Below are 23,131 nucleotides of genomic sequence, written 5' to 3'. Positions count from 1 at the left end.
GAGCACTGCCTTCACACGGCAGGGGTCACATGTTCGATCCATGTATCACCCACCAGTTTTTCCAGGGAAGCGGGCCTCACAGCCGGCTTCATGGGTGATTAGCTCAGCGGTAGAGCACTGCCTTCACACGGCAGGGGTCACATGTTCGATCCATGTATCACCCACCATTCAAGCCCTCCTGAAACTTGTTCAGGAGGGCTTTTCCGTTTTGGTTGCTCCCATTTGTTCCAGGTCCTGGATATTCCAGTGCAGCCCGGTGATCTGCGGCGTATTCGTATCTGGCGCGGTCTGATAATCAGTGGCTGAACGACGAAAGGGCAGGCAGGATGAGCGAGCAGGTCGATTGCGTGGTGGTGGGGGCGGGCGTCGTGGGGCTGGCCGTGGCCAGGGCCCTGGCGTTGCAGGGCAGGGAAGTCATGGTGCTGGAGGCAGCTGAAGCCATTGGTACGGGCACCAGTTCGCGCAACAGCGAGGTCATCCATGCCGGCATCTACTATCCCCAGGGTTCGCTGAAGGCCCGGTTTTGCGTCGAAGGCCGCCAGCGTCTCTATGCCTATTGCGAGGAACGCGGCGTTGCCCACCAGCGCTGCGGCAAGTTCATCGTGGCAACGGATGAGGCGCAGCGCGGCCAGCTCCAGGCCATTGCGCGCAAGGCCGAGGCCAATGGCGTCAATGACCTGCGCTGGCTGGATGGCCCCGAGGCACGGGCCTTGGAGCCTGCGCTGCAGTGTGTGGCGGCACTGCATTCGCCCAGCACCGGCATCATCGACAGCCACGGCCTGATGCTGGCTCTGCAGGGCGATCTCGAAAACGCAGGCGGCATGGTGGTCTGCCATGCCGAGGTGCAGGAGGCCGCTGCCACGTCTGGCGGCGTGTGGCTGCGCACCGCCGACGGCACGCAGCTGCAGGCGCGTAGCCTGGTCAATGCGGCAGGCCTGAATGCCCCGTTGCTGGCGGCGCGCCTGCAAGGCTTTCCGCAGCAGTTGGTTCCACGCGCCTTCTATGCCAAGGGCAACTATTTCACACTGTCCGGGCGCGCGCCGTTCTCGCGCCTCATCTATCCCGTGCCCGAGGCTGCAGGTCTGGGCGTTCATCTCACGCTGGACATGGGTGGACAGGCCAAGTTCGGCCCCGATGTGCAGTGGGTGAAAAGCGCAAGCGATCTGCAGGTCGATCCAGCGCGCGCCCACGCCTTCTATGCAGAGATCCGCCGGTACTGGCCGGCCCTGGCCGATGGCGCGCTGGTGCCCGGCTACGCTGGCATCCGTCCCAAGATCAGCGGTCCTGGCGAGGCGGCGGCAGACTTCACGATCCAGGGACCGCAGGTCCATGGCGTTGCGGGCGTGGTGCAGTTGCTGGGCATCGAATCGCCGGGTCTGACCAGCTGCCTGGCCATCGGCGCACATGTGGCGAAGCTGCTGGCCTGATGGTCTGCCGGTCCACGACACACGGCCGCGGCAGGCCTTGTCTGACAAGGCTCAGGCCCCCTCGCTTCCCGGAAGCCAGGGAACAATTGGATAAGATGCTTGCATGTAACAAGGGCCTGCCCATGTTGCGTGACAGGTATCGGGCGACATGATTGCCTGCTCCCCGCTGTATTTGTTTTCACCTCAATAGAAAGGCTCATCATGACGAAGTCGATCACTGAAACCGTCTCCACCGCGCAAGCCGATCTTGAAAAACTGGTCAGCGACCTGCGTGGCCTGCTGTCTGCCAAGGAGCTGGATGCCGTGCCGGAAATCCACATGCTGCGCCAGCGCATCGATGACGGCATGTCCAATGTGCGTGACTCGGCTGTGCGCGCCGCGCAGGAAGCGGCCCGCCAAGCCAAGGATGCCGCCTATGCGGCGGATCGCTATGCCCACGACGAGCCGTGGCGTGTGGCTGGCGCAGCCCTGGCTGTGGGCGCCTTGCTGGGCTTCATGCTGGGCCGTCGCTGATCAACGGCATGCCTGACCAGAAAAGGATGCCTGTGAACTGGATTTCCCTTCTGGGTTTGGATGCCTGGGTGGCGCGCTGGCGTGCTGCCGTGATCGAGCTGGCCATTGCCGCCGAGGACCGTACCGACCTGGCTCGGCTTGAATGGGTTCAGCACAAGCGCAGCATGCAGACCGTGGTCGTGCTGCTGATTGCGCTGGCCGGACTCAGCGTCGTGGTCATGCTCATGCTGTCCGTGGCGGTGCTGGTGCAGTTCTGGGACACCGAGCACCGCGTGATGGTGGCCTGGCTGCTGTTTGGCGGCTGGCTGGCTATCCTTGCAATTGCCTTGTGGCAGTTGCTTGCGGCCGTACGACGTCTGGCACGCCCTTTCATCCTCACCCGCAACGAGCTGAGCCAGGACTGGCAGGCGCTGAAGAAGAGGCTGTAATCATGGTCAATGCTTCCAACGCTTCCCAATCCCGCGACGAGGTTGCGCCGCCCAGGCCCACGGGCCCCAATGCGGCGCTGTGGCCCACTTCCACCGTGGAGCAGCAGCAGGTGATGCAGCGCATTGCCCAGCAGCGCGAGCGCCTCAGGGCGCGCTCGGCGGCCGTGGCCCAGGCCCGGGCGCTGAGCCGTGCCGCCACACACGTGCGCCCGGATGCACCGCTGATCGAGCGCGTCGCAACGTTTGCGCGTCTGCACCCCGTGGCCGTGGGCGTGGCGGCTGCCGCTGCCTTGGTCATGGGGCCGCGCAAACTGATCCGCATCGGCACCACACTCATGCCTTTGCTGGCACGCCTTCAGCAGCGCAGGGGCTGAGATAAGGCCTTGCAAGGCTTCTTGCACAAAAAACGCCCGGCATGCCGGGCGTTTTCTTTGGTCAGCACGCGGATAACGCGGCAGTCAACGCAGTTGCGCGATGGCCCGTGCGGCCTCTGGTACCAGGCAGGGGCCCCGATAGATCAGGCCGCTGTAGATCTGGACCACATCGGCGCCCGCCCGGATCTTGCTGACCGCATCTTCGCCGCTGAGAATGCCTCCCACGCCGATGATGGGGTAGCGGCTTCCCAGCGCAGAGCGCAGTTGGCGGATGACCTGGTTGCTGGCCTCCAGCACCGGCGCGCCGGAAAGGCCGCCCGTTTCTTCGGCGTGGGGCAGGCCCTTGACGGCATCCCGGCTGATCGTGGTGTTGGTGGCGATCACGCCGTCCATGCCGTGGCGCTGCAGCGTGGTGGCGATGACGCCGACCTGCTCCTCATCCAGGTCGGGTGCGATCTTCACGAACACCGGCGCCCGCTTGCCGTGCTGCGTGGCCAGTTGCTCGCGCCGCTCGGCAATCGCTCCCAGCAAGGCATCCAGCGCTTCGTCGCTTTGCAGGGCACGCAGATTCTTGGTGTTGGGCGAGCTGATGTTCACCGTCACGTAGTCGGCATGCGGGTAGACGCCATCGAGCGCCTTGAGGTAGTCGCTGGTGGCTTCTTCGATGGGCGTGCTGGCGTTCTTGCCGATGTTCAGCCCCAGCAGCATGGGCTTGCCCATGGCGCGGGCCTGTGAGCGCTTGACGTTGCTCAGGAAGGCATCGAGGCCTTCGTTGTTGAAGCCCAGTCGGTTGATCAGCGCATTGCGTTCGGGGATGCGGAACATGCGCGGCTTGGGGTTGCCGGGCTGCGCGCGCGGAGTCACGGTGCCCACCTCGACGAAGCCGAAGCCCATGGCGGCCAGTGCATCGATACAGCGTGCGTTCTTGTCCAGGCCTGCAGCCATGCCGACGCGATTGGGGAACCTGAGCCCGGCAAGCTCGACGGGATCACTCACCATGGGTTGGGCCCAGGCCTGCTGCAGGAGCGTGTTCTGCCCCTTTGCCATCAGGTTCATCGTGAGATCGTGGGCGGATTCGGGGTCCATGCCGAAGAGAAAGGGACGGGTCAGGGCGTAGGGGATCAAAGACATGGGGATAATCGAAGGATTACCTGGATTTTCCCTCATGACGACATCTGCTGCCTCTTTTTCCCAAGATGAACTCAAAGCCCTGGTCGGGCAAGCCGCTCTGGCCTACGTAGTGCCTGGCGAAATCGTCGGCGTCGGCACGGGCTCGACGGTCAACAAGTTCATCGATGCGCTGGCCACCATCAAGGACCAGATCCCTGGGGCCGTGTCCAGCTCCGTGGCCAGCACCGAGCGCCTGAAGGCGCTGGGCATCAAGGTGCTGGATGCCAACGAGGTGGACCGCCTGTCGGTATACATCGATGGCGCCGACGAGATCGACGGTCGGGGCTACATGGTCAAGGGCGGGGGCGCGGCACTGACGCGCGAGAAAATCGTTGCGGCGCTGGCCGAGCGCTTTGTCTGCATCGCCGATGCCTCCAAGCGCGTCGAGGTGCTGGGAGACTTTCCGCTGCCGGTGGAGGTGATTCCCATGGCTGCTGCCCAGATTGCCCGGCGTTTCGAGGCCAGGGGTGGCCGGGCCGAGATCCGCATGAAGGACGGCGCTCCTTTGGTGACGGACAACGGCCAGCACATTCTTGATGTGCGCGGCCTGAAGATTGCTGCGCCGCTGGCCTTTGAGTCCGAGGTCAACCAGTGGCCCGGCGTGGTCACCGTGGGCGTTTTTGCGCACCAGAAGGCATCGGTCTGCCTGCTGGGCACGCCTGAAGGCGTGCAGACGCTCGACTATTGAGGCAGGAACCCGGTCCTGGCCTCTCGGCTGCTAGCCGATGCTCTCGAACACCGCAGCGCCTGCGGTCCAGACGAGCAGGGCCATGCCACCGATACACAGCGCGCGCAATGAGGCTTGCGTGCGCTGCTTTTTGATGCGCTGAATGAGCCAGGTGACGGCCGCCAGCCCGGCGTAGATGGCAAAGAAGCCAGCCGTCGTCATGTAGTAGGCCAGGCGGTTGAGACCGTTGCCCAGGCCTCCGTCATGCATGAACCACAGCGTGATCAGGCAGGGCACCAGCACCAGGCAGGTTAGCCGCAACGGCTCTCGCCACGAAGGCCTTGCCACCAGTACCCACCCGATGAGCGCAGGCAGGCCCACAAGAATGCCCAGCCTGGCCAAGGTCCAGGCCACGTCGGACAGCATGGAATCCACGGCCGGGCTCCTGACGGCGGCAGTGTCTGCCTAGAAGCTCAGGCCTGCGGGGTTGTCGCTGGTGCGTGCACCTGGCGCGGGGGCGGGTATGGGGGCGCGCCTGTTTGCCTGCTCCTCGGCGGTGGGTGCTGCGGCGGGCGCTGATGCGGCCGGTGCGGCAGGCTTGGGTGTGGTCAGGGGCTGCGCGGGTGGCCGCTTGTACTGGGCTGGCAGCTGGGAGCTTGCGGGGTAGCCTGCGGCATCCAGGTACTGCGTCCATTCGCTGGAGGAGAAGCCGGTCAGAAACTGCTTGCCGATGGTGGCAAACGGCAGTCCGGTCTGCCCGCTGAGCTTGTTCAGGGCTGCCGCGTCCGCCTCGGTCTGCACCAGGCGCTCGGCATAGGGGATGCCCCGGGACTGCAGCAACTGACGAGCGCTATCGCAGGGCGTGCAATCGGACGAGGAGTACAGCGTCACTGGAAAGCGGCTCGCAATCTGGCGCAGCGCATAGGGCAGGCCTGCGTTGCTGTCCGGGGCGCCCGCCACTGCCTGGGCGGCGGGCGCTGCCTGCTGCTGTGCGCTTTGGGCGGGGCGGTCCGAGAAGGTGACTTTTCCGTCCGGCCCGACGATACGGTAGACCTGCTGCGCGGCGGCTGGCAGCGCGGCGGCAAGGCAGGCGAGGGCGAGGCATGGCATCAGGTGGCGCAGGGCGCCGTGGCCAAGGCTGGGAGAAGACTGCATGGACGATCTCGGTTTCGGAAGAAGGGTTTCGTGCCGGGGCGGCGACCACTCGCCGGATGGATGCCCGCACAGGAGTGCCTGCAAGCATAGCGTGCCATTCATCCTGGGCCATCTTCTGGAGTCGCAGGATGTGGCTGCGCGCATCCGGTGGAGTTGCCGGGCCAGGAAAAAGCGCCCCATCGGGGCGCTGCAGACCGGGTTGCCAGGCTCAGGCCTCGGCCATGCCCTGGTGGCGCAATAGCGCGTCCAACTGGGGTTCGCGGCCACGGAAGGCCTTGAACGACTCCATCGCCGGGCGGGATCCGCCGGCTTCAAGAATGGCCTCGCGGTAGCGGCGGCCTGTCTCGGGGTTGGGGGTTCCATCGGCCAGCATGGTTTCCTCGAAGGCCGCATAGGCATCCGCCGAGAGGACTTCGGCCCACTTGTAGCTGTAGTAGCCCGCTGCGTAGCCGCCTGCAAAGATGTGGCTGAAGGTATGGGCCGAGCGGCTGTAGGCGGGCGAGGGCAGCACGGCCACTTCGGCGCGAACCTGGGCCAGCAGCGGCATGATGTCGGCCTTCGGATCGTGCTCGGTGTGCAGCAGCATGTCGAACAGCGAGAACTCGATCTGGCGCAGCGTCTGCATGCCCGACTGGAAGTTCTTGGCCGCGATCATCTTGTCGTACAGTGCGCGCGGCAGTGGCTCGCCCGTGTCCACGTGGGCGGTCATGTGCTTGAGCACTTCCCACTCCCAGCAGAAGTTTTCCATGAACTGGCTCGGCAGTTCCACCGCGTCCCATTCCACGCCCGCGATGCCCGAGACATCGCGCTCGTTGACCTGGGTCAGCATGTGGTGCAGGCCATGGCCTGTCTCATGGAACAGCGTGATCACGTCATCGTGCGTGAGCAGGGCCGGCTTGCCGTCAACGCCGGTGGCAAAGTTGCAGACCAGGTGCGCGACCGGCGTCTGCAGCTTGTGGCTGTCGGGGCGCAGCCAGCGGGTGCGTACATCGTCCATCCAGGCGCCGCCGCGCTTGCCCGAACGCGCGGGCTGGTCCAGGTAGAACTGGCCGACCAGTTGGGGGCCTTGTGGCGTGCTGCGCTCGATGCGATAGAACTCGACAGCGGGATGCCACACCGGCGCCACGTCGCGGCGGATGGCCACGTCGAACAGCGTCTCCACGATCTTGAACAGGCCGGCCAGTACCTTGGGGGCGGGGAAGTATTGCTTGACCTCTTGCTCGCTGAAGGCATAGCGCGCTTCCTTGAGCTTTTCGGAGATATAGGCCCAGTCCCAGGGTTGGGGATCGGCCAGGCCCAGTTCCTTGCGTGCGAAGCTGCGCAGGTCGGCGACATCCTTTTCGGCATAGGGGCGGGCGCGGTGCGCGAGGTCACGCAGGAAGTCGATCACCTGCTGCGGCGAATGCGCCATCTTGGGAACCAGCGAGATCTCGCCGAAGTTGCGGTAGCCCAGCAGTTGCGCCTCTTCCTTGCGCAGGGCAAGTATTTCGGAAATGTTGGCCGTGTTGTCGAAGCGGCGGGCATCGCCCTCTGCCTGGTCGGAGGCGCGTGTCACATAGGCGCGGTAGAGCTTTTCGCGCAGCGCGCTGCTGGTGGCGAACTGCATCACGGGCAGGTAGCAGGGCATCTTCAGCGTGAGCTTGAAGCCTTGCTTGCCTTCGGCTTCGGCGGCGGCACGGGCGGCCTGGCACACGTCCTGGGGCACACCGTCCAACTCATCGGCCGTGGCGTAGTAGGCAAAGGCATCGGTGGCATCCAGCGCGTTCTCGCTGAACTTCTGCGTGAGTTCGGCCGAGCGTTCCTGAATCTTGGCAAAGCGCAGCTTGGCTTCACCCTGCAGCTCCGCGCCAGACAGCACGAAATTGCGCATGGCATGGTCCCATGCGGCGCGCTGCTCCACGTTGAGCGTGGCAGGGTCGATGGCCTTGTACTTGGCGTACAGCCGCTCGTCGGCGCCCAGGCGCGTCCAGAACTCGGTGACCTTGGGCAGGGATTCGTTGTAGGCAGCGCGCAGCTCGGGTGTATCGGCCACGCTGTTGAGGTGGCTGACGGCGCCCCAGGCGGTCCCCAGCTTCTCGGTGGCGACATCGAGCACGGCGGAGATCGAATCCCAGCGCGCGGGGAAGTCAGGTGCCGTGACGGTCTCCAGGGCCTCGCAGGCCCCGGTCAGAAGATGGTCGATGGCCGGGCCGACGTCGGCGGGGCGGATGCGATCGAACAGGGGCAGGTCGGAGGATTCGAGGAGGGGATTGCTCATGCGTGTCAGATGCCGTCGGGTGCATTGAAATCAAGCGGCTCCCCGGGGAGCTGCCCGATGCTTGTCAGCTCCTGGTCAGCCGGCGGCGCGCTCGGCCGCCTCCATGGTGTTGACCAGCAGCATGGTAATCGTCATGGGGCCGACGCCGCCCGGCACGGGGGTGATGAAGCCGGCCACTTCCTTGACACCGTCAAAGTCCACGTCGCCGCAGAGCTTGCCTTCGTCGTTGCGGTTCATGCCCACGTCGATGACCACGGCGCCAGGCTTGCACATGTCTGCGGTCAGCACATTGCGCTTGCCCACGGCGGCGACCACGATGTCGGCCTGGCGCGTCATGGCGGCCAGGTCCGCCGTGCCGCTGTGGCAGATGGTGACGGTGGCATTGGCGGCCAGCAGCATCATGGCCATGGGCTTGCCGACGATGTTGGAGCGGCCGATGACCACGGCGTGCTTGCCGCGCAGGTCCTTCATGCCGATGGATTCGAGCATCTTCATGCAGCCATAGGGCGTGCAGGCCTTGAAGCCGACTTCACCCACCATCAGCGCGCCGGCGCTGGCTACGTGAAAGCCATCCACATCCTTGAGCGGCGAGATGGTCTCGATGACCTTGTGGTCGTCGATGTGGGCGGGCAGCGGCAGCTGGACCAGGATGCCGTGGATGTCGGGGTCGTTGTTCAGCGCCTCGACGCGGGCCAGCAGTTCGGCTTCTGTCATCGAGGCGTCGTACTTCTCCAGCACGGAATGAAAGCCTGCGTCCTCGCAGGCCTTGACCTTGTTGCGCACATAGACCTGGGAGGCCGGGTTGTCGCCGACCAGGACCACGGCCAGGCCGGGCGTGGTCCCTCGGGCCTTTAGGGCAGTGGCGCGCTGTGCGACTTCGGCACGCAGTTGGCGGGAGAGGGCGTTGCCGTCGATGAGTTGGGCTGTCATTGCAGTGGATACCAAAATAAAAATGCTGCTAGGGCTTGTTGGTCAAGCGCTAGCAGCCCTTTGAAAAAAGCAGGGGAGGCGTCGGTGCTTATCCTGCGACGGCCGCCTTGGCCGCCGCAGCGGTCTGGCCCTGGCCCAGGGCGATCTTGAGCAGGTCGGCCACGGTGTTGGCGTTGAGCTTTTCCATGATGTTGGCGCGGTGCGCCTCCACGGTCTTGATGCTGATGCCCAGGTCGTCGGCGATCTGCTTGTTCAGGCGGCCGGCGACGATGCGCTCGAGCACCTGGGCTTCGCGGCTGGTCAGCTTGGCCAGCAGGGCGTCGCGGCTGGCGGCCTGCTGGTGGCCGGCAAAGGCTTCGCGGGCATGGTCCAGCATGCGCTCGACCAGGTTCAGCAGTTCTTCCTCGTTGAACGGCTTCTGGATGAAGTCCAGTGCGCCCTTCTTCATGGTGTTCACCGCCATGGGCACGTCGCCGTGGCCGGTGATGAAGACGATGGGCAGGGGAGACTTGCGTTCGATCAGTCGGTCCTGCAGTTCCAGGCCGGTCATGCCGCCCATGCGGATGTCGACGATGAGGCAGGCGATTTCGCGTGGGTCGTAGCGCGAGAGGAAGGTCTCGGCCGAGTCGAAGCAGCGCACACGATAGTCCTTGCCCTCCAACAACCATTGCAGCGAATCACGAACCGCTTCGTCGTCATCAACTACGTACACAGTGCCTTTTTTGGGGATCAAGCTCATGCAATCGTCCTTGTTGTGGGTTCAATGGTCGCTGCCGGCGTTGTCGCGTCGCCCGGCGGGGCCAGCGGCAGCCAGAATGAAAATCGGCAGCCGACAACCTCGGAACCATTGTAGAGGTTCTCGGCACGCATACGGCCCTGGTGGGACTCGACAATGCTGCGGCACAGATTCAGGCCCATGCCCATGCCTTCGCTCTTGGTGGTGAAGAAGGCCTCGAAGAGGCGCTCCAGCACCTCGGGCGGCAAGCCCTTGCCGGTGTCCTGCACGTTGAATTCGATGACGCGCTGGTCCTCGATGGTGCGCGGCACCACGCGCAGTTCCACGTTGCGCTGGTGGCTGGGTCGGCCCGATTGCTCGATGGATTCGGCGCCGTTCTTCATGAGGTTGACCAGCACCTGCTCGATGAGGATGGTGTCGGCCATGATGGCCGGCATGCGCTCGGCCACGTGGTAGGTCAGCTGTACATTGCGGCGGCGCAGCTCGATGCCGGCCAGCTCCACTGCCTCGCTGACCATGTCGGTGACCTGGGCCAGCGTGCGGTTGGGTTCGCTGCGCTTGACGAAGGAGCGTATGCGCAAAATGATCTGGCCCGCGCGCTGTGCCTGGTGGGCGGTCTTCTCCAGCGCGAACTTCATCTGCTCCTCGGTCAGCGTGCCTTTTTCGAGGCGCGTGAGCATGCCGCTGCAGTAGTTGCTGATGGCGGTCAGCGGCTGGTTGAGTTCGTGGGCCACGCTGGAGGCCATCTCGCCCATGGTGATCAGGCGGCTGACGGACTGGGCGTGCTCGGCCTGGCGATCGGCCTGCTCCTCGGCCAGGCGGCGCGGCGTGATGTCGGTGGCGATCACCATTTGCGCCAGGCGTCCGTCCACCCAGCTCAGGTAGCGCGAGCGCACTTCCAGCCACTTGCCCAGTTCGGGCAGATAGATCTCGGCGTTCTCGCTGCGTGCGCTGGTCAGCGAGTCGGTGGGCAGGCCCATCAGGCCATCCTCATCGTCCATGCCCTGCGGCTGAGAGCGCACGGGCAGCACGCCGGCCTGGGCGACGAGCTGCAGATGGCCATCGGTCTGCGAGCCGAACCATTGCCGGTACAGCTTGTTGGCGAACAGCAGCTCGGCGCTGCCAAGCGGGGCGACGGACACCGAGGCGTCCAGCGCCTCCAGCACGATGGTGAAGCGCTCGTAGGAGGCCGACAACTGCTCGCGGATGCGGTTGGGCTCGGTGATGTCGGTCATGGACGACATCCAGCCCGTGTGCTGGCCGTGGGCGTCGATCAGCGGCGAGACATACAGGCGCGCGTCGAACTGCGTGCCGTTCTTGCGCTGCACGCGCACCTGAAAGCCCCCGACGATGGTCTTGCCCGACAGCTCCTCGCGCAGCTTGGAGTGCAGGTTGTCGTAGTCGTTGTCGGGCCAGTAGGAATAGGGCGGCATCTGGCCGACGAGTTCGGATTCGCTCCATCCCGTCATCTGGCAGAAGGCGGCGTTCACGTAGGTGATGCGGCCTTGCAGGTCCAGCGCGCGCATGCCGGTGAGCACCGAGTTCTCCATGGCGCGGCGGAAATTGGTTTCGGCAACCAGGGCTTCCTGCGCGCGCTGGCGGCGTCGCGTGTGGCGCCAGGTGGCCAGCAGCAGCCATGCCGTCATCGCGCTGAGCGTGCCCACCAGCCAGAACAGGCCGCTGCCCACCACGCCCAGCGAGGTGCGGTAGGCCTGTGCGCGCAGCACCAGACTGTTGCCCACGGGGGCGACCGGAGCCTCGTCCTCATTGGCCACCGTGCGCCAGCGCAGCAGGTCGGTGGCATTTTGCTTGCGCGGCGTCAGCGGTGTGCCGGCCAGAACCTGGCCCCGGCTGTCGAGCATGGTCATGGCATAGCGGGCCATGATTTCGGTGGGCGTGCCGTAGCGCAGCAGGCTGTCCACGGAATACTCGCCCAGCAGCTCGCCGATGTAGCGGCCGTCCTGCGCCAGCGGCACATGCAGCTGCAGCAGCGGCGCGGCCTCGCCCTTGTGAGCCAGGCCTTGCACATAGATGGGCTGCTGCATCTCGCGCGCGAGCTGGTAGGCCTCCAGGGCGTCACCGGCGCGCAGTACCTCGCGGGGGATACGCAACTGGTCGCTGCTCACGGTGGGGGCGGACTGGCTGGCCAGAATGCGGCGTTGGGAGTCGATCCAGGTGATGGACTGCAGTTCGGGATACTGGCTGATGAGCGCTTCGGCGCGGCTGGCGAAATCGGACTCGGCCAGATCGTGGTTGCTGATGTCGCGCGCCATGCGCATCAGTTGCTCCTGGCGCTCCAGCAGGCGCAGGCGCACGCGCTGCTGGGCATATTCCACGTCGCGGTGCAACGCTTCCTTCTCGCGGTCGATCTCCTCCATGCGCAGATACCAGAACGACGCGACGATGGCGGCCATGAACATCAGTACGGCGGCCAGCGGGGCGAGTGCCGCAAAGCGGTCCTGGCGCGTGGGGGAAAGACTGCGCCACCAGCTGCGCCACCAGCGCACTGGCGCGGCCACGCCTGCCATGGGGGCAGGGCTGTGCGGGCCGTGCTCGGAAGGGGAGGATTGCATGCGCCCAGTGTAGGGGAGAGTCTGACTGTTTTTAAGGAGTATTGGAGTCGCCACGCAGGCGCTTCGGCGACGTTCTTTGGGGTCTTCACTGTATGTGCGTTTGCAGCAAAATTTCAAATTATGAAATCAAAAAGCACCATTTGAAATTCGAAAAAAGTATGCGACACTCGCCGAGCATTGAGGCAGTGAATCGGTATCTTCAAGTTCGCCAGACAGGGTCTGTGCCGCGCAAGGCGTGGTGAACTACCCGCCTGCGATGGCGCGCTGCGCCGCTCACTGGTTCGACCCCAAGACGCTACCTTCTGCAAGGAGACATTCCCATGACAGCTCAGACTGACCCGCAAGGCAATGCAGGCGTTCCCGCCGGCCTGGACCAACAAGAATCGCGCGAATGGATGGACGCACTGTCGGCCGTCATCGATCGTGAAGGCGCCGAATATGCGCACAAGCTGATCGAGGACCTGCTCGAACATGCACGCCAGAACAGCGTGGACATGCCCTTCTCGGCTAACACCGGCTACGTGAACACCATCGAGGCCTCGCAGGAAGCGCGCTGTCCCGGCAACCTGGAAATCGAAGGCCGCCTGCGCGCCTACATGCGCTGGAACGCCATGGCCATGGTGGTCAAGGCCAACCGCCTGCACCCACCCGAAGGCGGTGACCTGGGTGGCCACATCGGCTCCTTCGCTTCGCTGGCCAACATGTTTGCGGCCGGCTTCAACCACTTCTGGCACGCCGAAAACGAAAACCACGGTGGCGACTGCCTGTACATCCAGGGCCACGTCTCGCCCGGCATCTATGCCCGCGCCTATCTGGAAGGCCGCATCTCCGAAGAGCAGCTGCTGAACTTCCGCCAGGAAGTGGACGGCAAGGGCCTGTCGAGCTACCCGCACCCCAAGCTGATGCCCGAGTTCTGGCAGTTCCCCACGGTGTCCATGGGCCTGGGCCCGCTGATGGCCATCTACCAGGCGCGCTTCCTCAAGTACCTGCACGCCCGCGGCATTGCCGACACCGAAAACCGCAAGGTCTGGGTCTTCTGCGGCGACGGGGAAATGGACGAGGTCGAGTCGCTGGGTGCGATCTCCCTGGCCGCCCGCGAAAAGCTGGACAACCTGATCTTCGTGATCAACTGCAACCTGCAGCGCCTGGACGGTCCGGTGCGCGGCAACGGCAAGATCATCCAGGAACTCGAGGGCGAGTTCCGCGGCTCCGGCTGGAACGTCATCAAGCTGCTGTGGGGCAAGGGCTGGGACGAGCTGCTGGCCAAGGACAAGGACGGCGTGCTTAAGAAGATCATGGCCGAGTGCAACGACGGCGACTACCAGTCGTTCAAGGCCAATGACGGCGCCTACGTGCGCAAGAACTTCTTCGGCCGCGATCCGCGCGCGCTGAAGATGGTCGAGCACATGAGCGACGACGAGATCTGGAACCTGCGCCGCGGCGGCCACGATTCGCAGAAGGTCTATGCGGCCTTCCATGCGGCCAACTCGCACAAGGGCCAACCCACCGTGCTGCTGGTCAAGACCGTCAAGGGCTTCGGCATGGGCAAGATCGGTGAAGGCAAGAACACCGTTCACCAGACCAAGAAGCTGGGCGACGAGGACATCAAGGCCTTCCGCGACCGCTTCAACATCCCGATTCCCGACAGCCAGATCGCCGACCTGCCTTTCTACAAGCCGGCTGACGACACGCCGGAAATGCGCTACCTGCACGAGCGCCGCAAGGCCCTGGGCGGCTACCTGCCGCACCGCCGCGTCAAGGCCAGCGAGCAGTTCACGGCGCCTGCGCTGGACACCTTCAAGGCCATCCTCGAAGCCACGCCCGAAGGCCGTGAGATCTCGACCACGCAGGCCTATGTGCGTTTCCTGACGCAGCTGCTGCGCGACAAGGAAATCGGCCCGCGCGTCGTGCCCATCCTGGTGGACGAGGCACGTACCTTCGGCATGGAAGGCCTGTTCCGCCAGATCGGCATCTACAACCCCGCTGGACAGCAGTACACCCCGGTCGACAAGGACCAGGTGATGTACTACCGCGAGGACAAGGCCGGCCAGATCCTGCAGGAAGGCATCAACGAAGCCGGTGGCATGAGCAGCTGGATCGCGGCAGCCACGAGCTACAGCACAAGCAACCGGATCATGATCCCGTTCTATGTGTACTACTCGATGTTCGGCTTCCAGCGCATCGGTGACCTGGCCTGGGCGGCCGGCGACATGCAGGCGCGCGGTTTCCTGCTGGGCGGCACCTCGGGCCGCACCACGCTGAACGGCGAAGGACTGCAGCACGAAGACGGCCACAGCCACATCCTGGCCAACACCATTCCCAACTGCGTGAGCTACGACCCGACCTTCGCCCACGAAGTCGCCGTGATCATGCAGGACGGCCTGCGCCGCATGGTGCAGGAGCAGGAAAACGTCTTCTACTACATCACGCTGCTCAACGAGAACTACGCCATGCCCGGCCTCACGCCCGGCACCGAGCAGCAGATCATCAAGGGCATGTACCTGTGCAAGCCCGGCCAGAAGGTGCCGGAAAGCGGCCTGCGCGTGCAGCTGCTGGGATCGGGCACCATCCTGCGCGAATCCTTCTTCGCCCAGGAACTGCTGCTGGCCGACTGGGGCATTGCCGCCGACGTGTGGAGCTGCCCCAGCTTCAACGAACTTACCCGCGACGGCCAGGAAGCCGACCGCTGGAACCTGCTGCATCCGCTGGAAACGCAGAAGGTGCCCTTCGTCACGCAGCAGCTGCAGTCGCACAATGGCCCGGTGATCGCATCCACCGACTACATGAAGGCCTACGCCGAGCAGATCCGCCCCTACATGCCCAAGGGCCGCACCTACAAGGTGCTGGGCACCGACGGCTTCGGCCGTTCGGACTTCCGCCGCAAGCTGCGCGAGCACTTCGAGGTGGACCGCCACTACATCGTGGTCGCCGCACTGCGCGCGCTGGCCGAAGAAGGCAAGATCAACGCCACCACCGTGGCCGAGGCGATCGCCAAGTACGGCATCAAGGCCGACAAGATCAACCCGCTGCACGCCTGAGTAAGAACGGGAGACACCTATGGCATTGGTAGACATTCAAGTTCCGGACATCGGCGATTTCGATGAAGTCGGTGTGATCGAAGTGCTGGTCAAGGCCGGCGACCAGATCAAGGCCGAGCAATCGCTGATCACCGTCGAGTCCGACAAGGCATCGATGGAGATTCCGTCCAGCCACGCCGGCGTGCTCAAGGAGCTGCGCGTGAACCTGGGCGACAAGGTCAAGCAAGGCAGCATCATTGCCGTGATCGAGACCGCAGACGCTGCGGCACCGGCACCGGCACCCGCAGCTGCTGCCCCGGCTCCCGTGGCTGCGCCTGCATCTGCTGCGCCTGCGCCGGCCGCTGCTCCCGCTGCCGCGCCTGCGGCCTCGGGCGCCGCCACGCAGATCGACATCAAGATTCCCGACATCGGCGACTTCAAGGACGTGGCCGTAATCGAGATGCTGGTCAAGGTCGGCGACACCGTGACGGCAGAGCAATCGCTGTTCACCGTCGAATCCGACAAGGCCTCGATGGAAATCCCGTCGCCAGCGGCCGGCACCATCACGGCGCTGACGCTCAAGATCGGCGACACGGTCAATGTGGGCGACGTGGTCGGCCAGATGAGCGTGCAGGGCGCTGCCGCGCCTGCAGCCCAGGCTGCGGCCCCGGCACCTGCTGCTGCAGCCCCTGCACCGGCAACCGCTGCCCCGGCCGCTGCAGCTCCGGTGGCTGCCGCTGCAGCATCGGCTCCTGCCGCTGCACCTGCACACAACCCCACCGTGGCGCCCACGGGCAAGCTGCCCCATGCATCGCCCTCGGTACGCAAGTTCGCCCGCGAACTGGGTGTGCCGCTGGACGAGGTCAAGGGCTCGGGCAACAAGGGCCGCATCACGGCCGACGACATCCAGGCTTTCACCAAGTCCGTCATGGCCGGTGCCGTGCAGACCAAGGCCCAGGCTGCGGCGGCTCCCAAGGGCGGCTCCGGCGGCGGCGCCGGCCTGGACCTGCTGCCCTGGCCCAAGGTGGACTTCGCCAAGTTCGGCCCGGTCGAGCGCAAGGACCTGTCGCGCATCAAGAAGATCAGCGGCGCCAACCTGTCGCGCAACTGGGTCATGATCCCCCACGTCACCAACAACGACGAGGCCGACATCACCGACCTGGAAGCTTTCCGCGTCTCCACCAACAAGGAGAACGAGAAGAGCGGCGTCAAGGTGACCATGCTGGCCTTCGTGATCAAGGCGGTGGTCGCGGCGCTCAAGAAGTTCCCGGAGTTCAACGCCTCGCTGGACGGCGACACCCTTGTCTACAAGCAGTACTTCCACATCGGCTTCGCGGCAGACACGCCCAATGGCCTGGTGGTGCCCGTGCTGCGCGATGCCGACAAGAAGGGCATCCTGCAGATCAGCCAGGAAATGGGCGAGCTGGCCAAGAAGGCCCGCGACGGCAAGCTTGGCGCTGCCGACATGCAGGGCGGCTGCTTCTCGATCTCGTCGCTGGGCGGCATCGGCGGCACGAACTTCACCCCCATCATCAACGCCCCGGAAGTGGCCATCCTCGGCCTGTCCAAGGGCCAGATGAAGCCCGTGTGGGACGGCAAGCAGTTCGTGCCGCGCCTGACGCTGCCGCTGTCGCTGTCCTATGACCACCGTGTCATCGATGGTGCCTCGGCCGCGCGCTTCAATGCCTTCCTGGGCCAAGTGCTGGCGGACTACCGCCGCATCCTGCTGTAAACGGAGGCCCGACACATGGCAATCATCGACATCAAGGTGCCCGATATCGGCGACTTCGCCGAAGTGGGCGTGATCGAACTGCTGGTCCAGCCCGGCGATACCGTGGCGAAGGACCAGTCCCTGATCACCGTGGAGTCCGACAAGGCTTCCATGGAGATTCCTTCCAGCCACGCCGGCGTGGTCAAGGAACTCAAGGTGCAGCTCGGCGACAAGGTCGCCGAGGGCTCCGTGGTCCTGACGCTGGAGGCTGCCGGCGAGGCGGCCGCTGCGCCCCAGGCTGCCGCTGCGGCTCCAGCGGCCCCGGCCCCTGCTCCTGCGGCAGCCAGCTACGCTGGTGGCGCGGCCGACTATGACTGCGACGTGGTCGTGCTTGGCGGTGGCCCCGGCGGCTACTCTGCCGCCTTCCGCGCAGCCGACCTGGGCCTGAACGTGGTCCTCGTCGAGCGCTACAAGACCCTCGGCGGCGTCTGCCTGAACGTGGGCTGCATTCCCTCGAAGGCGCTGCTGCACGTGGCGGCCGTCGTGGACGAGGTCAAGCATCTGGAAGTGGCAGGCGTCAAGTTCGGCGCGCCCGAGGTCAACATCGACCAGCTGCGCGGCCACAAGGACAAGGTCATCGGCAAGCTGACCGGCGGCCTGGGCCAGATGGCCAAGATGCGCAAGGTCACCGTGGTGCGCGGCTACGGCAACTTCGTCGGCGCCAACCACCTGGAAGTGGAAGAGACCACGGGCGATGGCCAGGAAAAGACTGGCAGCAAGAAGATCGTGCAGTTCAAGCGCGCCATCATTGCCGCCGGCAGCCAGGCCGTGCACCTGCCCTTCATGCCCAAGGACCCGCGCGTGGTGGACTCCACCGGTGCGCTGGACCTGGCCAGCGTGCCCAAACGCATGCTGATTCTGGGTGGCGGCATCATCGGCCTGGAAATGGGCACCGTCTACTCCACGCTGGGCGCGCGCCTGGACGTGGTGGAGATGATGGATGGCCTCATGCAGGGCGCCGACCGCGACCTGGTCAAGGTCTGGCAGAAGATGAACGCGCCGCGCTTCGACAACATCATGGTCAACACCAAGACCGTGGGTGCCGAAGCCACGCCCGAAGGCATCAAGGTCAGCTTTGCGCCTGCCAAGGACGGCATCACCGTGCCCGAGCCCCAGGTCTACGACTTGGTGCTGCAGGCCGTGGGCCGCACGCCCAACGGCAAGAAGATCGCTGCCGAGAAGGCCGGCGTGGCCGTCACGGACCGCGGTTTCATCGAAGTCGACATCCAGATGCGCACCAACGTGCCCCACATCTTCGCCATCGGCGACGTGGTGGGCCAGCCCATGCTGGCGCACAAGGCCGTGCACGAGGCCCATGTGGCCGCCGAAGTCATCGCCGGTGAACTGCAGGGCAACAAGGAGCTGGCCGCCAGCGCCTTCAATGCCCGTGTGATCCCCAGCGTGGCCTACACCGACCCGGAAGTGGCGTGGGTGGGCCTGACCGAGGACCAGGCCAAGGCCCAGGGCATCAAGGTCAAGAAGGGGGTCTTCCCCTGGACGGCATCGGGCCGCGCCATTGCCAATGGCCGCGACGAAGGCGTCACCAAGCTGCTGTTCGACGACAGCCCCGAGGCGCATGGCCATGGCCGCATCCTGGGCGGCGGCATCGTCGGCACGCATGCAGGCGACATGATCGGCGAAATCGCGCTGGCCATTGAAATGGGTGCCGACGCCGTGGACATCGGCAAGACCATCCATCCTCACCCCACGCTGGGCGAGAGCCTGGGCATGGCGGCTGAGGTGGCGCACGGCTCCTGCACGGACCTGCCGCCGCAGCGCAAGTAAGCGCAACGCCCGGCCTTCGGAACGGGCAAGGACACAAAGGCAGCTTCGGCTGCCTTTGTGCTTTGGGGGGTAGTACGGGTCGCAGGCCGGCTCAGGCCTGGGAGCGCAGCCACTGCAGCAACTGCGCGTGCACGCCATTCGGTGCAGGCGGGGCAGGGGACAGCAGGCAATAGCGCGATCCATCCTCCACAAAGCCCATGGGCGCCGCCAGCACGCCGCTGGCAATGTCGTCGCGCACCAGTTGCCAGGGGCCTATGGCCACGCCCATTCCGGCCACGGCAGCCTGGAGCGTGAAATAGAAATGTTCGAACTGCAGCTGCGGTCCCGAGGGCTGGGGCTGGCCGCTGTACTCGGCCCAGGTGGCCCAGGCGCCAGGGCGCGTGCGGCTTTGCAGCAAGGGCGCATCGGCGCGCAGCCTGGGCGTGTGCTCTTGCGCGGGGCGGTCGCACCATTGCGCCAGGCGATCGGGCCGGCAGACCGGGCCTATGCGCTCTGCGAACAGCGTTTCGGCATGGCAGCCTGCGGGAAGGGCGAAATCGTCGCGTCGTATGGCCAGGTCGATCCCGTCCGCAAACGAGAACGGGCCACCGCCGGCCACCAGGTGCAGTTGCAGCTCGGGATGCATTTGCTGGAACTGTGGCCAGCGCGGAATCAGCCAGCGCATCAGCAAGGTGGGTTCGCAGGACAGCACCCAGCGGCGCGCATGCCGCGCGCGTGCGCGCAACTCCTGCGTCGCCTGGCGCATGCGCTCCAGGCCTTCATGCACGGCCTGTGCGAGATGGCGCCCAGCGTCGGTCAGGAAGACGCGGCGGCTGCGGCGGTCAAACAGGGTCACGCCCAGATCGTCTTCCAGCAGGCGCACGGCCCGGCTGATGGCGCCGTGGGTCAGATGCAACTCTTCAGCCGCCTTGCTGAAGTTCTCCCGCCGGGCGGCTGCTTCGAAGCAGCGCAGGGCCTGCAACGACGGCAGCCGCTTGCTGGGAGTCTGTGAATTGAGTTCACTAACTGTGTCAGAAAACATCGTTATGTATTTTCATGGAAGGCCAATACTATCCCGCGTTGCACTGAGTCGAACGGAGAATGCATGACCGAATGGATAGCTGTAGTCACCATTACCTTGCTGGCCGTGATCAGCCCCGGGGCGGATTTCGCCATGGTCACGCGCAACAGCCTGCTGCGCTCGCGCCGCGCGGGCATGCTCACGGCGCTGGGCATAGGCCTGGGCGTGCTGGTCCATGTCAGCTATACCTTGCTTGGTGTGGGGTTGCTGATGCAGCAGGCCACCTGGCTGTTCGATGTGGTCAAGCTGCTGGGTGCAGCCTATCTGATCTATCTGGGCGTGAACATGCTGCGCAGCCGGCCGGACGGAGAAATGGCCAGCCAGCCGGCTGCCGTACTGTCCGACATGGCGGCGCTGCGCACGGGCTTTCTGACGAATGCGCTCAATCCCAAGACCACGGTGTTTGTGGTGAGCCTGTTCCTGCAGATCGTGGGGCAGGACACATCTCTGGCCACGCAACTGGCGTACGGCGGGTTCATCTCGCTGGCCCATGTGGGTTGGTTTTGCATCGTGGCGCTGTGCTTTTCCGCGCAGCGGGTTCGTGCCCGGCTGCTGGCCGTACGGCACTGGATAGACCGGGCCTTTGGCGGCATGTTGGTGGGCTTCGGTGTGTTGCTGGCCAGTGCCAAGCTGAGGCTGTGATGCCATGAAGGCCTGACAGGAATCGGTGGGGGAGGACGGGCAAAAGGCCGCAGCGCATGCGGCCTCTGCCCGGCATGCAAGGCCTGCGAGGTGCCATGGGGTGCCTCGCAGGCCAAGCTGTTTCTGGGGCAGCGGAAATGCCTGGCCGCGCAGCTGGAGCGCCTCACCTGGGCGTTCCAGTGCCACGGGCTATGTCGAATGCGCTGCCGATGCCCGCTGCCGCAAGCCGGTTGGTGGGCAGATGCCAGGGGCGCTGCTTGCGGGCGCCGCTTGGCCTATGCTTTCGATACTTCACACATCACCCACAGGGCGCACGGCATGTGCCCCCAGGAAACCGCATCCAATGGAAACAACAAGGCAGGGGGTGCATCCCTCATGGATCGTCGTGATGGCCGGCGTCAGCGCGGCCCTGCATGTAGGCAAGCTGCCGCCGGCCGTGCCGGTGCTGCAGCAGCAGCTGGGCGTGTCCCTGCTGCAGGCCGGCTTTCTGCTTTCCACCGTGCAGGTGGCCGGCATGCTGCTGGGCTTGGTGGTGGGCCTGGGGGCTGACCGCTGGGGACTGCGGCGCAGCATGCTGGCGGGCCTGCTGTTGATGGCGGGTGCCAGCGCACTGGGCGCCATCGCCACGGGTTTTGCACCGTTGCTGGCCCTGCGCGCCGTGGAAGGACTGGGCTTTCTGCTGGTCGCCATGCCCGGGCCAGGCCTGATTCGCCGCTGCGTGGCGCCGCACGATCTGAGCGCGCGCATGGGCTGGTGGGGCACCTACATGCCGCTGGGCAGTGCCATCGGCTTGCTGCTGGGTCCCTGGGTGATGGCCTGGGCTTCCTGGCCGCTGTGGTGGCTGCTTCTGGGGCTGGTCTCTGCCCTGGCTTGCGCCGCCGTGTGGTACGGCGTGCCGGCAGACGGCCCGAAGGCACCCGTTGGCACGTCGGCGGCTGGTGGGGGGTGGCGTCCGCGCCTGGCGCTGACTTTGCGCAGCCCTGGCCCCTGGTGCGTGGCGCTGGGCTTTGCCGTGTATTCGGGACAGTGGATGGCCGTCATCGGCTTTCTTCCCACGGTCTATGCCGAGGCGGGCCTGGGAGCGGCGTTGTCGGGCACGCTGACGGCCGTGGTGGCGCTGGCCAACATGGTGGGCAATGTGGCATCGGGCCGTCTGCTGCAAGGCGGCTGGAGCGCATCGCGGGCGCTGCGCCTGGGCTTCGGCTGCATGGCGTTGTGCGCGCTGCTGGCCTATGTGCAATGGCAAGGCCAGCCGTTGGCACCTCTGTGGCTGCGCTTTGCTGCGGTAGTTGTGTTCTCGGCAGCGGGGGGACTGATTCCGGGCACGCTGTTTTCCATGGCCGTGCGGCTTGCCCCCGATGAGTCCACTGTTTCGACCACGGTGGGCTTCATGCAGCAATGGTCCAGCGTGGGCCAGTTTGCAGGGCCGCCTCTGGTGGCGGCCGTGGCAGTGCAGGCGGGCGGATGGCAGTGGACCTGGGTGGTGACGGCGGCCATGTGCGCCATCGGCTGGTGGCTGGCCGGCGCCATTGCCCGCATCAGCGCGGCGCCTGCAAGGCAGCGCGAACGCGCTGCCGCCTGATCACGCGTCGCGCGAACCTGTGAGCGCCTTCAGGGCCTCTTCCATCTGTCGTGCGTGGTCCAGCGCGGGCAGCCAGGCCTCAGGCAGCGGTTGGGTGGGCGCCTGGGGGGCCGAGGCGGCCAACCTGGCCAGGGCGTCGTCGGGCTGCAGGGCCACCACGTTGCCATTGGCGGCCAGTTGCCGGCAGGCTTCGATCAGCCATTCACAGTGCAGGACGATGGCGCGCGGCATGAGGCCGCTGTCATGCGACATTCCGCGCACCAGGCTTTCGCCCAGCAGCAGCGCGCTGGCGTACAGGCGCACGGCATGGCGGTCGTAGCGCGCCGTGACGGTCTGCAGTGCCGCGCCACCCAGGCGTCCGCGCACGGACCAGCGGCTGGCGCTTTGCGCCTCCGCCATGGCGGTGCGCAGCGCGCTCAGCGCATCGCTGCTGCGCGTGAGCTGGCCCAGTGCCACGGTGGCGTCGGGTGTGTCGTGGGTGGCGGTGGCACGCAGCGTGGCGTCCAGCCCGTCGGCCAGCTGGCCCAGCAACGCGCTTGCCGAACGTGATACGGCACGCAGCGGATTGGCCGTGAAGATGACCTGGCTGAACATCAGGCCCACGCCTGCGCCGACCAGCACGTCGACCAGCCGGGTTTCGCCCGCCGCGCTGGGCCCCATGCTGAGGACCAGCACCACGGAAACGCCGGCCTGTATCGGAACCACAGGCGGCTGCCCCAGCATGGCGGCCAGCGACAGCGCGACCAGCGAGGCCAGGCTCAGCCGCAGCAGGGGAATGGTGTCGGGCAGCAGCCAGGCCAGTTCGCCGACGATGATGCCGATGGCGCAGCCCAGCACCAGGCCCCAGGTTTGCTTGAGATGGCTGGGCAGGCCGGGCGCCAGGCAGACCAGGGCGGTGACGGCGGCAAAGACGGGTCTGGGGTGGCCCAGCAGGTAGTGGGACAGTTCCCAGGCCAGCATGGCGCCCAGCGAGGCGGCGATGGCATCGCGCAGCGCCAGCCGCAGGCGGCCTGGCGCCGCGGCCATGCCGCTCTTGAGTGGTCC

General features: G+C 65.7%; 19 protein-coding genes and 2 tRNA genes (1 of these 21 only partly in view). 12 read left to right on the top strand and 9 right to left on the bottom strand.

Going from position 1 to position 23,131, the window contains the following annotated elements; genetic code table 11:
- The 6 genes from AC5I49_RS26285 to AC5I49_RS26260 all read left to right on the top strand — a co-directional run.
- Window positions 1-55 (top strand) — tRNA-Val (locus AC5I49_RS26285); it begins 120 nt to the left of the window's first position.
- 37 nt (window positions 56-92) lie between these two features.
- Window positions 93-167: transfer RNA gene (locus AC5I49_RS26280), tRNA-Val, on the top strand.
- 159 nt (window positions 168-326) lie between these two features.
- Window positions 327-1,427: an NAD(P)/FAD-dependent oxidoreductase gene (locus AC5I49_RS26275; RefSeq protein ID WP_495790124.1), complete on the top strand. Its 1,101-nt coding sequence runs from the start codon at window positions 327-329 to the stop codon at window positions 1,425-1,427.
- Between the two features lie 201 nt (window positions 1,428-1,628).
- Complete coding sequence (locus AC5I49_RS26270; RefSeq protein WP_016447117.1) at window positions 1,629-1,940, top strand: DUF883 domain-containing protein; 312 nt, start codon at window positions 1,629-1,631, stop codon at window positions 1,938-1,940.
- 8 nt (window positions 1,941-1,948) lie between these two features.
- Entirely contained in the window at window positions 1,949-2,368 is a 420-nt protein-coding gene (locus AC5I49_RS26265) for a phage holin family protein (RefSeq protein WP_016447116.1), read from the top strand.
- Between the two features lie 2 nt (window positions 2,369-2,370).
- Complete coding sequence (locus AC5I49_RS26260; protein WP_016447115.1) at window positions 2,371-2,742, top strand: hypothetical protein; 372 nt, start codon at window positions 2,371-2,373, stop codon at window positions 2,740-2,742.
- Between the two features lie 84 nt (window positions 2,743-2,826).
- Here the strand turns inward: AC5I49_RS26260 and AC5I49_RS26255 are convergent, their stop codons facing one another.
- On the bottom strand, window positions 2,827-3,873 hold the full coding sequence (locus tag AC5I49_RS26255) for a quinone-dependent dihydroorotate dehydrogenase (protein WP_046239218.1): 1,047 nt from the start codon (window positions 3,871-3,873) through the stop codon (window positions 2,827-2,829).
- Window positions 3,874-3,907: 34 nt separating this feature from the next.
- Here AC5I49_RS26255 and rpiA point away from each other — a divergent pair, with 34 nt between their 5' ends.
- Complete coding sequence (gene rpiA, locus AC5I49_RS26250; RefSeq protein WP_016451695.1) at window positions 3,908-4,600, top strand: ribose-5-phosphate isomerase RpiA; 693 nt, start codon at window positions 3,908-3,910, stop codon at window positions 4,598-4,600.
- 30 nt (window positions 4,601-4,630) lie between these two features.
- Here the strand turns inward: rpiA and AC5I49_RS26245 are convergent, their stop codons facing one another.
- From AC5I49_RS26245 to AC5I49_RS26220, 6 genes are all read right to left on the bottom strand, one after another.
- Window positions 4,631-5,005 carry a hypothetical protein gene (locus tag AC5I49_RS26245; RefSeq protein ID WP_227469563.1) on the bottom strand — a complete coding sequence of 125 codons (375 nt, stop codon included), beginning with the start codon at window positions 5,003-5,005 and terminating at the stop codon, window positions 4,631-4,633.
- Between the two features lie 39 nt (window positions 5,006-5,044).
- The gene (locus AC5I49_RS26240; protein WP_047327344.1) at window positions 5,045-5,734 is read right to left on the bottom strand and encodes a glutaredoxin family protein; all 690 of its coding nucleotides are present in this window, start codon (window positions 5,732-5,734) and stop codon (window positions 5,045-5,047) included.
- Between the two features lie 208 nt (window positions 5,735-5,942).
- Window positions 5,943-7,991 (bottom strand): M3 family metallopeptidase, encoded by a 2,049-nt coding sequence (locus AC5I49_RS26235; RefSeq protein WP_017405846.1) that lies wholly within the window; start codon window positions 7,989-7,991, stop codon window positions 5,943-5,945.
- Window positions 7,992-8,066: 75 nt separating this feature from the next.
- Window positions 8,067-8,921, bottom strand: coding sequence for a bifunctional methylenetetrahydrofolate dehydrogenase/methenyltetrahydrofolate cyclohydrolase FolD (gene folD / locus AC5I49_RS26230; protein ID WP_016447109.1), 855 nt, complete (start codon window positions 8,919-8,921; stop codon window positions 8,067-8,069).
- Between the two features lie 88 nt (window positions 8,922-9,009).
- Window positions 9,010-9,660, bottom strand: a complete 651-nt coding sequence (locus tag AC5I49_RS26225; protein WP_012205807.1) for a response regulator transcription factor — start codon at window positions 9,658-9,660, stop codon at window positions 9,010-9,012.
- Window positions 9,657-12,230 carry a PAS domain-containing sensor histidine kinase gene (locus tag AC5I49_RS26220; protein ID WP_495790123.1) on the bottom strand — a complete coding sequence of 858 codons (2,574 nt, stop codon included), beginning with the start codon at window positions 12,228-12,230 and terminating at the stop codon, window positions 9,657-9,659. The genes AC5I49_RS26225 and AC5I49_RS26220 overlap by 4 nt, the downstream gene beginning before the upstream one ends.
- 320 nt (window positions 12,231-12,550) lie before the next feature.
- Here AC5I49_RS26220 and aceE point away from each other — a divergent pair, with 320 nt between their 5' ends.
- The 3 genes from aceE to lpdA are packed head-to-tail and all read left to right on the top strand — an operon-like array spanning window position 12,551 to window position 18,803.
- Window positions 12,551-15,268, top strand: a complete 2,718-nt coding sequence (gene aceE, locus AC5I49_RS26215; protein WP_016447107.1) for a pyruvate dehydrogenase (acetyl-transferring), homodimeric type — start codon at window positions 12,551-12,553, stop codon at window positions 15,266-15,268.
- Between the two features lie 19 nt (window positions 15,269-15,287).
- On the top strand, window positions 15,288-16,979 hold the full coding sequence (gene aceF, locus AC5I49_RS26210; protein WP_464186556.1) for a dihydrolipoyllysine-residue acetyltransferase: 1,692 nt from the start codon (window positions 15,288-15,290) through the stop codon (window positions 16,977-16,979).
- 15 nt (window positions 16,980-16,994) lie between these two features.
- Window positions 16,995-18,803, top strand: coding sequence for a dihydrolipoyl dehydrogenase (gene lpdA / locus AC5I49_RS26205; protein WP_495790122.1), 1,809 nt, complete (start codon window positions 16,995-16,997; stop codon window positions 18,801-18,803).
- Window positions 18,804-18,894: 91 nt separating this feature from the next.
- Here lpdA and AC5I49_RS26200 read toward each other — a convergent pair whose 3' ends face one another.
- Window positions 18,895-19,824, bottom strand: coding sequence for a LysR family transcriptional regulator (locus AC5I49_RS26200; RefSeq protein ID WP_016451704.1), 930 nt, complete (start codon window positions 19,822-19,824; stop codon window positions 18,895-18,897).
- Window positions 19,825-19,887: 63 nt separating this feature from the next.
- Here AC5I49_RS26200 and AC5I49_RS26195 point away from each other — a divergent pair, with 63 nt between their 5' ends.
- A complete protein-coding gene (locus AC5I49_RS26195; RefSeq protein WP_495790121.1) occupies window positions 19,888-20,505 on the top strand; it encodes a LysE family translocator in 618 nt (205 codons plus the stop codon).
- A 343-nt stretch (window positions 20,506-20,848) separates the two neighbouring features.
- The gene (locus AC5I49_RS26190; RefSeq protein ID WP_016447102.1) at window positions 20,849-22,087 is read left to right on the top strand and encodes an MFS transporter; all 1,239 of its coding nucleotides are present in this window, start codon (window positions 20,849-20,851) and stop codon (window positions 22,085-22,087) included.
- Here AC5I49_RS26190 and AC5I49_RS26185 read toward each other — a convergent pair whose 3' ends face one another.
- Window positions 22,088-23,113, bottom strand: a complete 1,026-nt coding sequence (locus tag AC5I49_RS26185; RefSeq protein WP_016447101.1) for an FUSC family protein — start codon at window positions 23,111-23,113, stop codon at window positions 22,088-22,090.
- Window positions 23,114-23,131: the final 18 nt, after the last annotated feature.

The organism is Delftia sp., from assembly GCF_059499305.1.
Note: the sequence above shows the minus strand (reverse complement) of the source record. Positions and strands in the feature narration are given on the sequence as shown.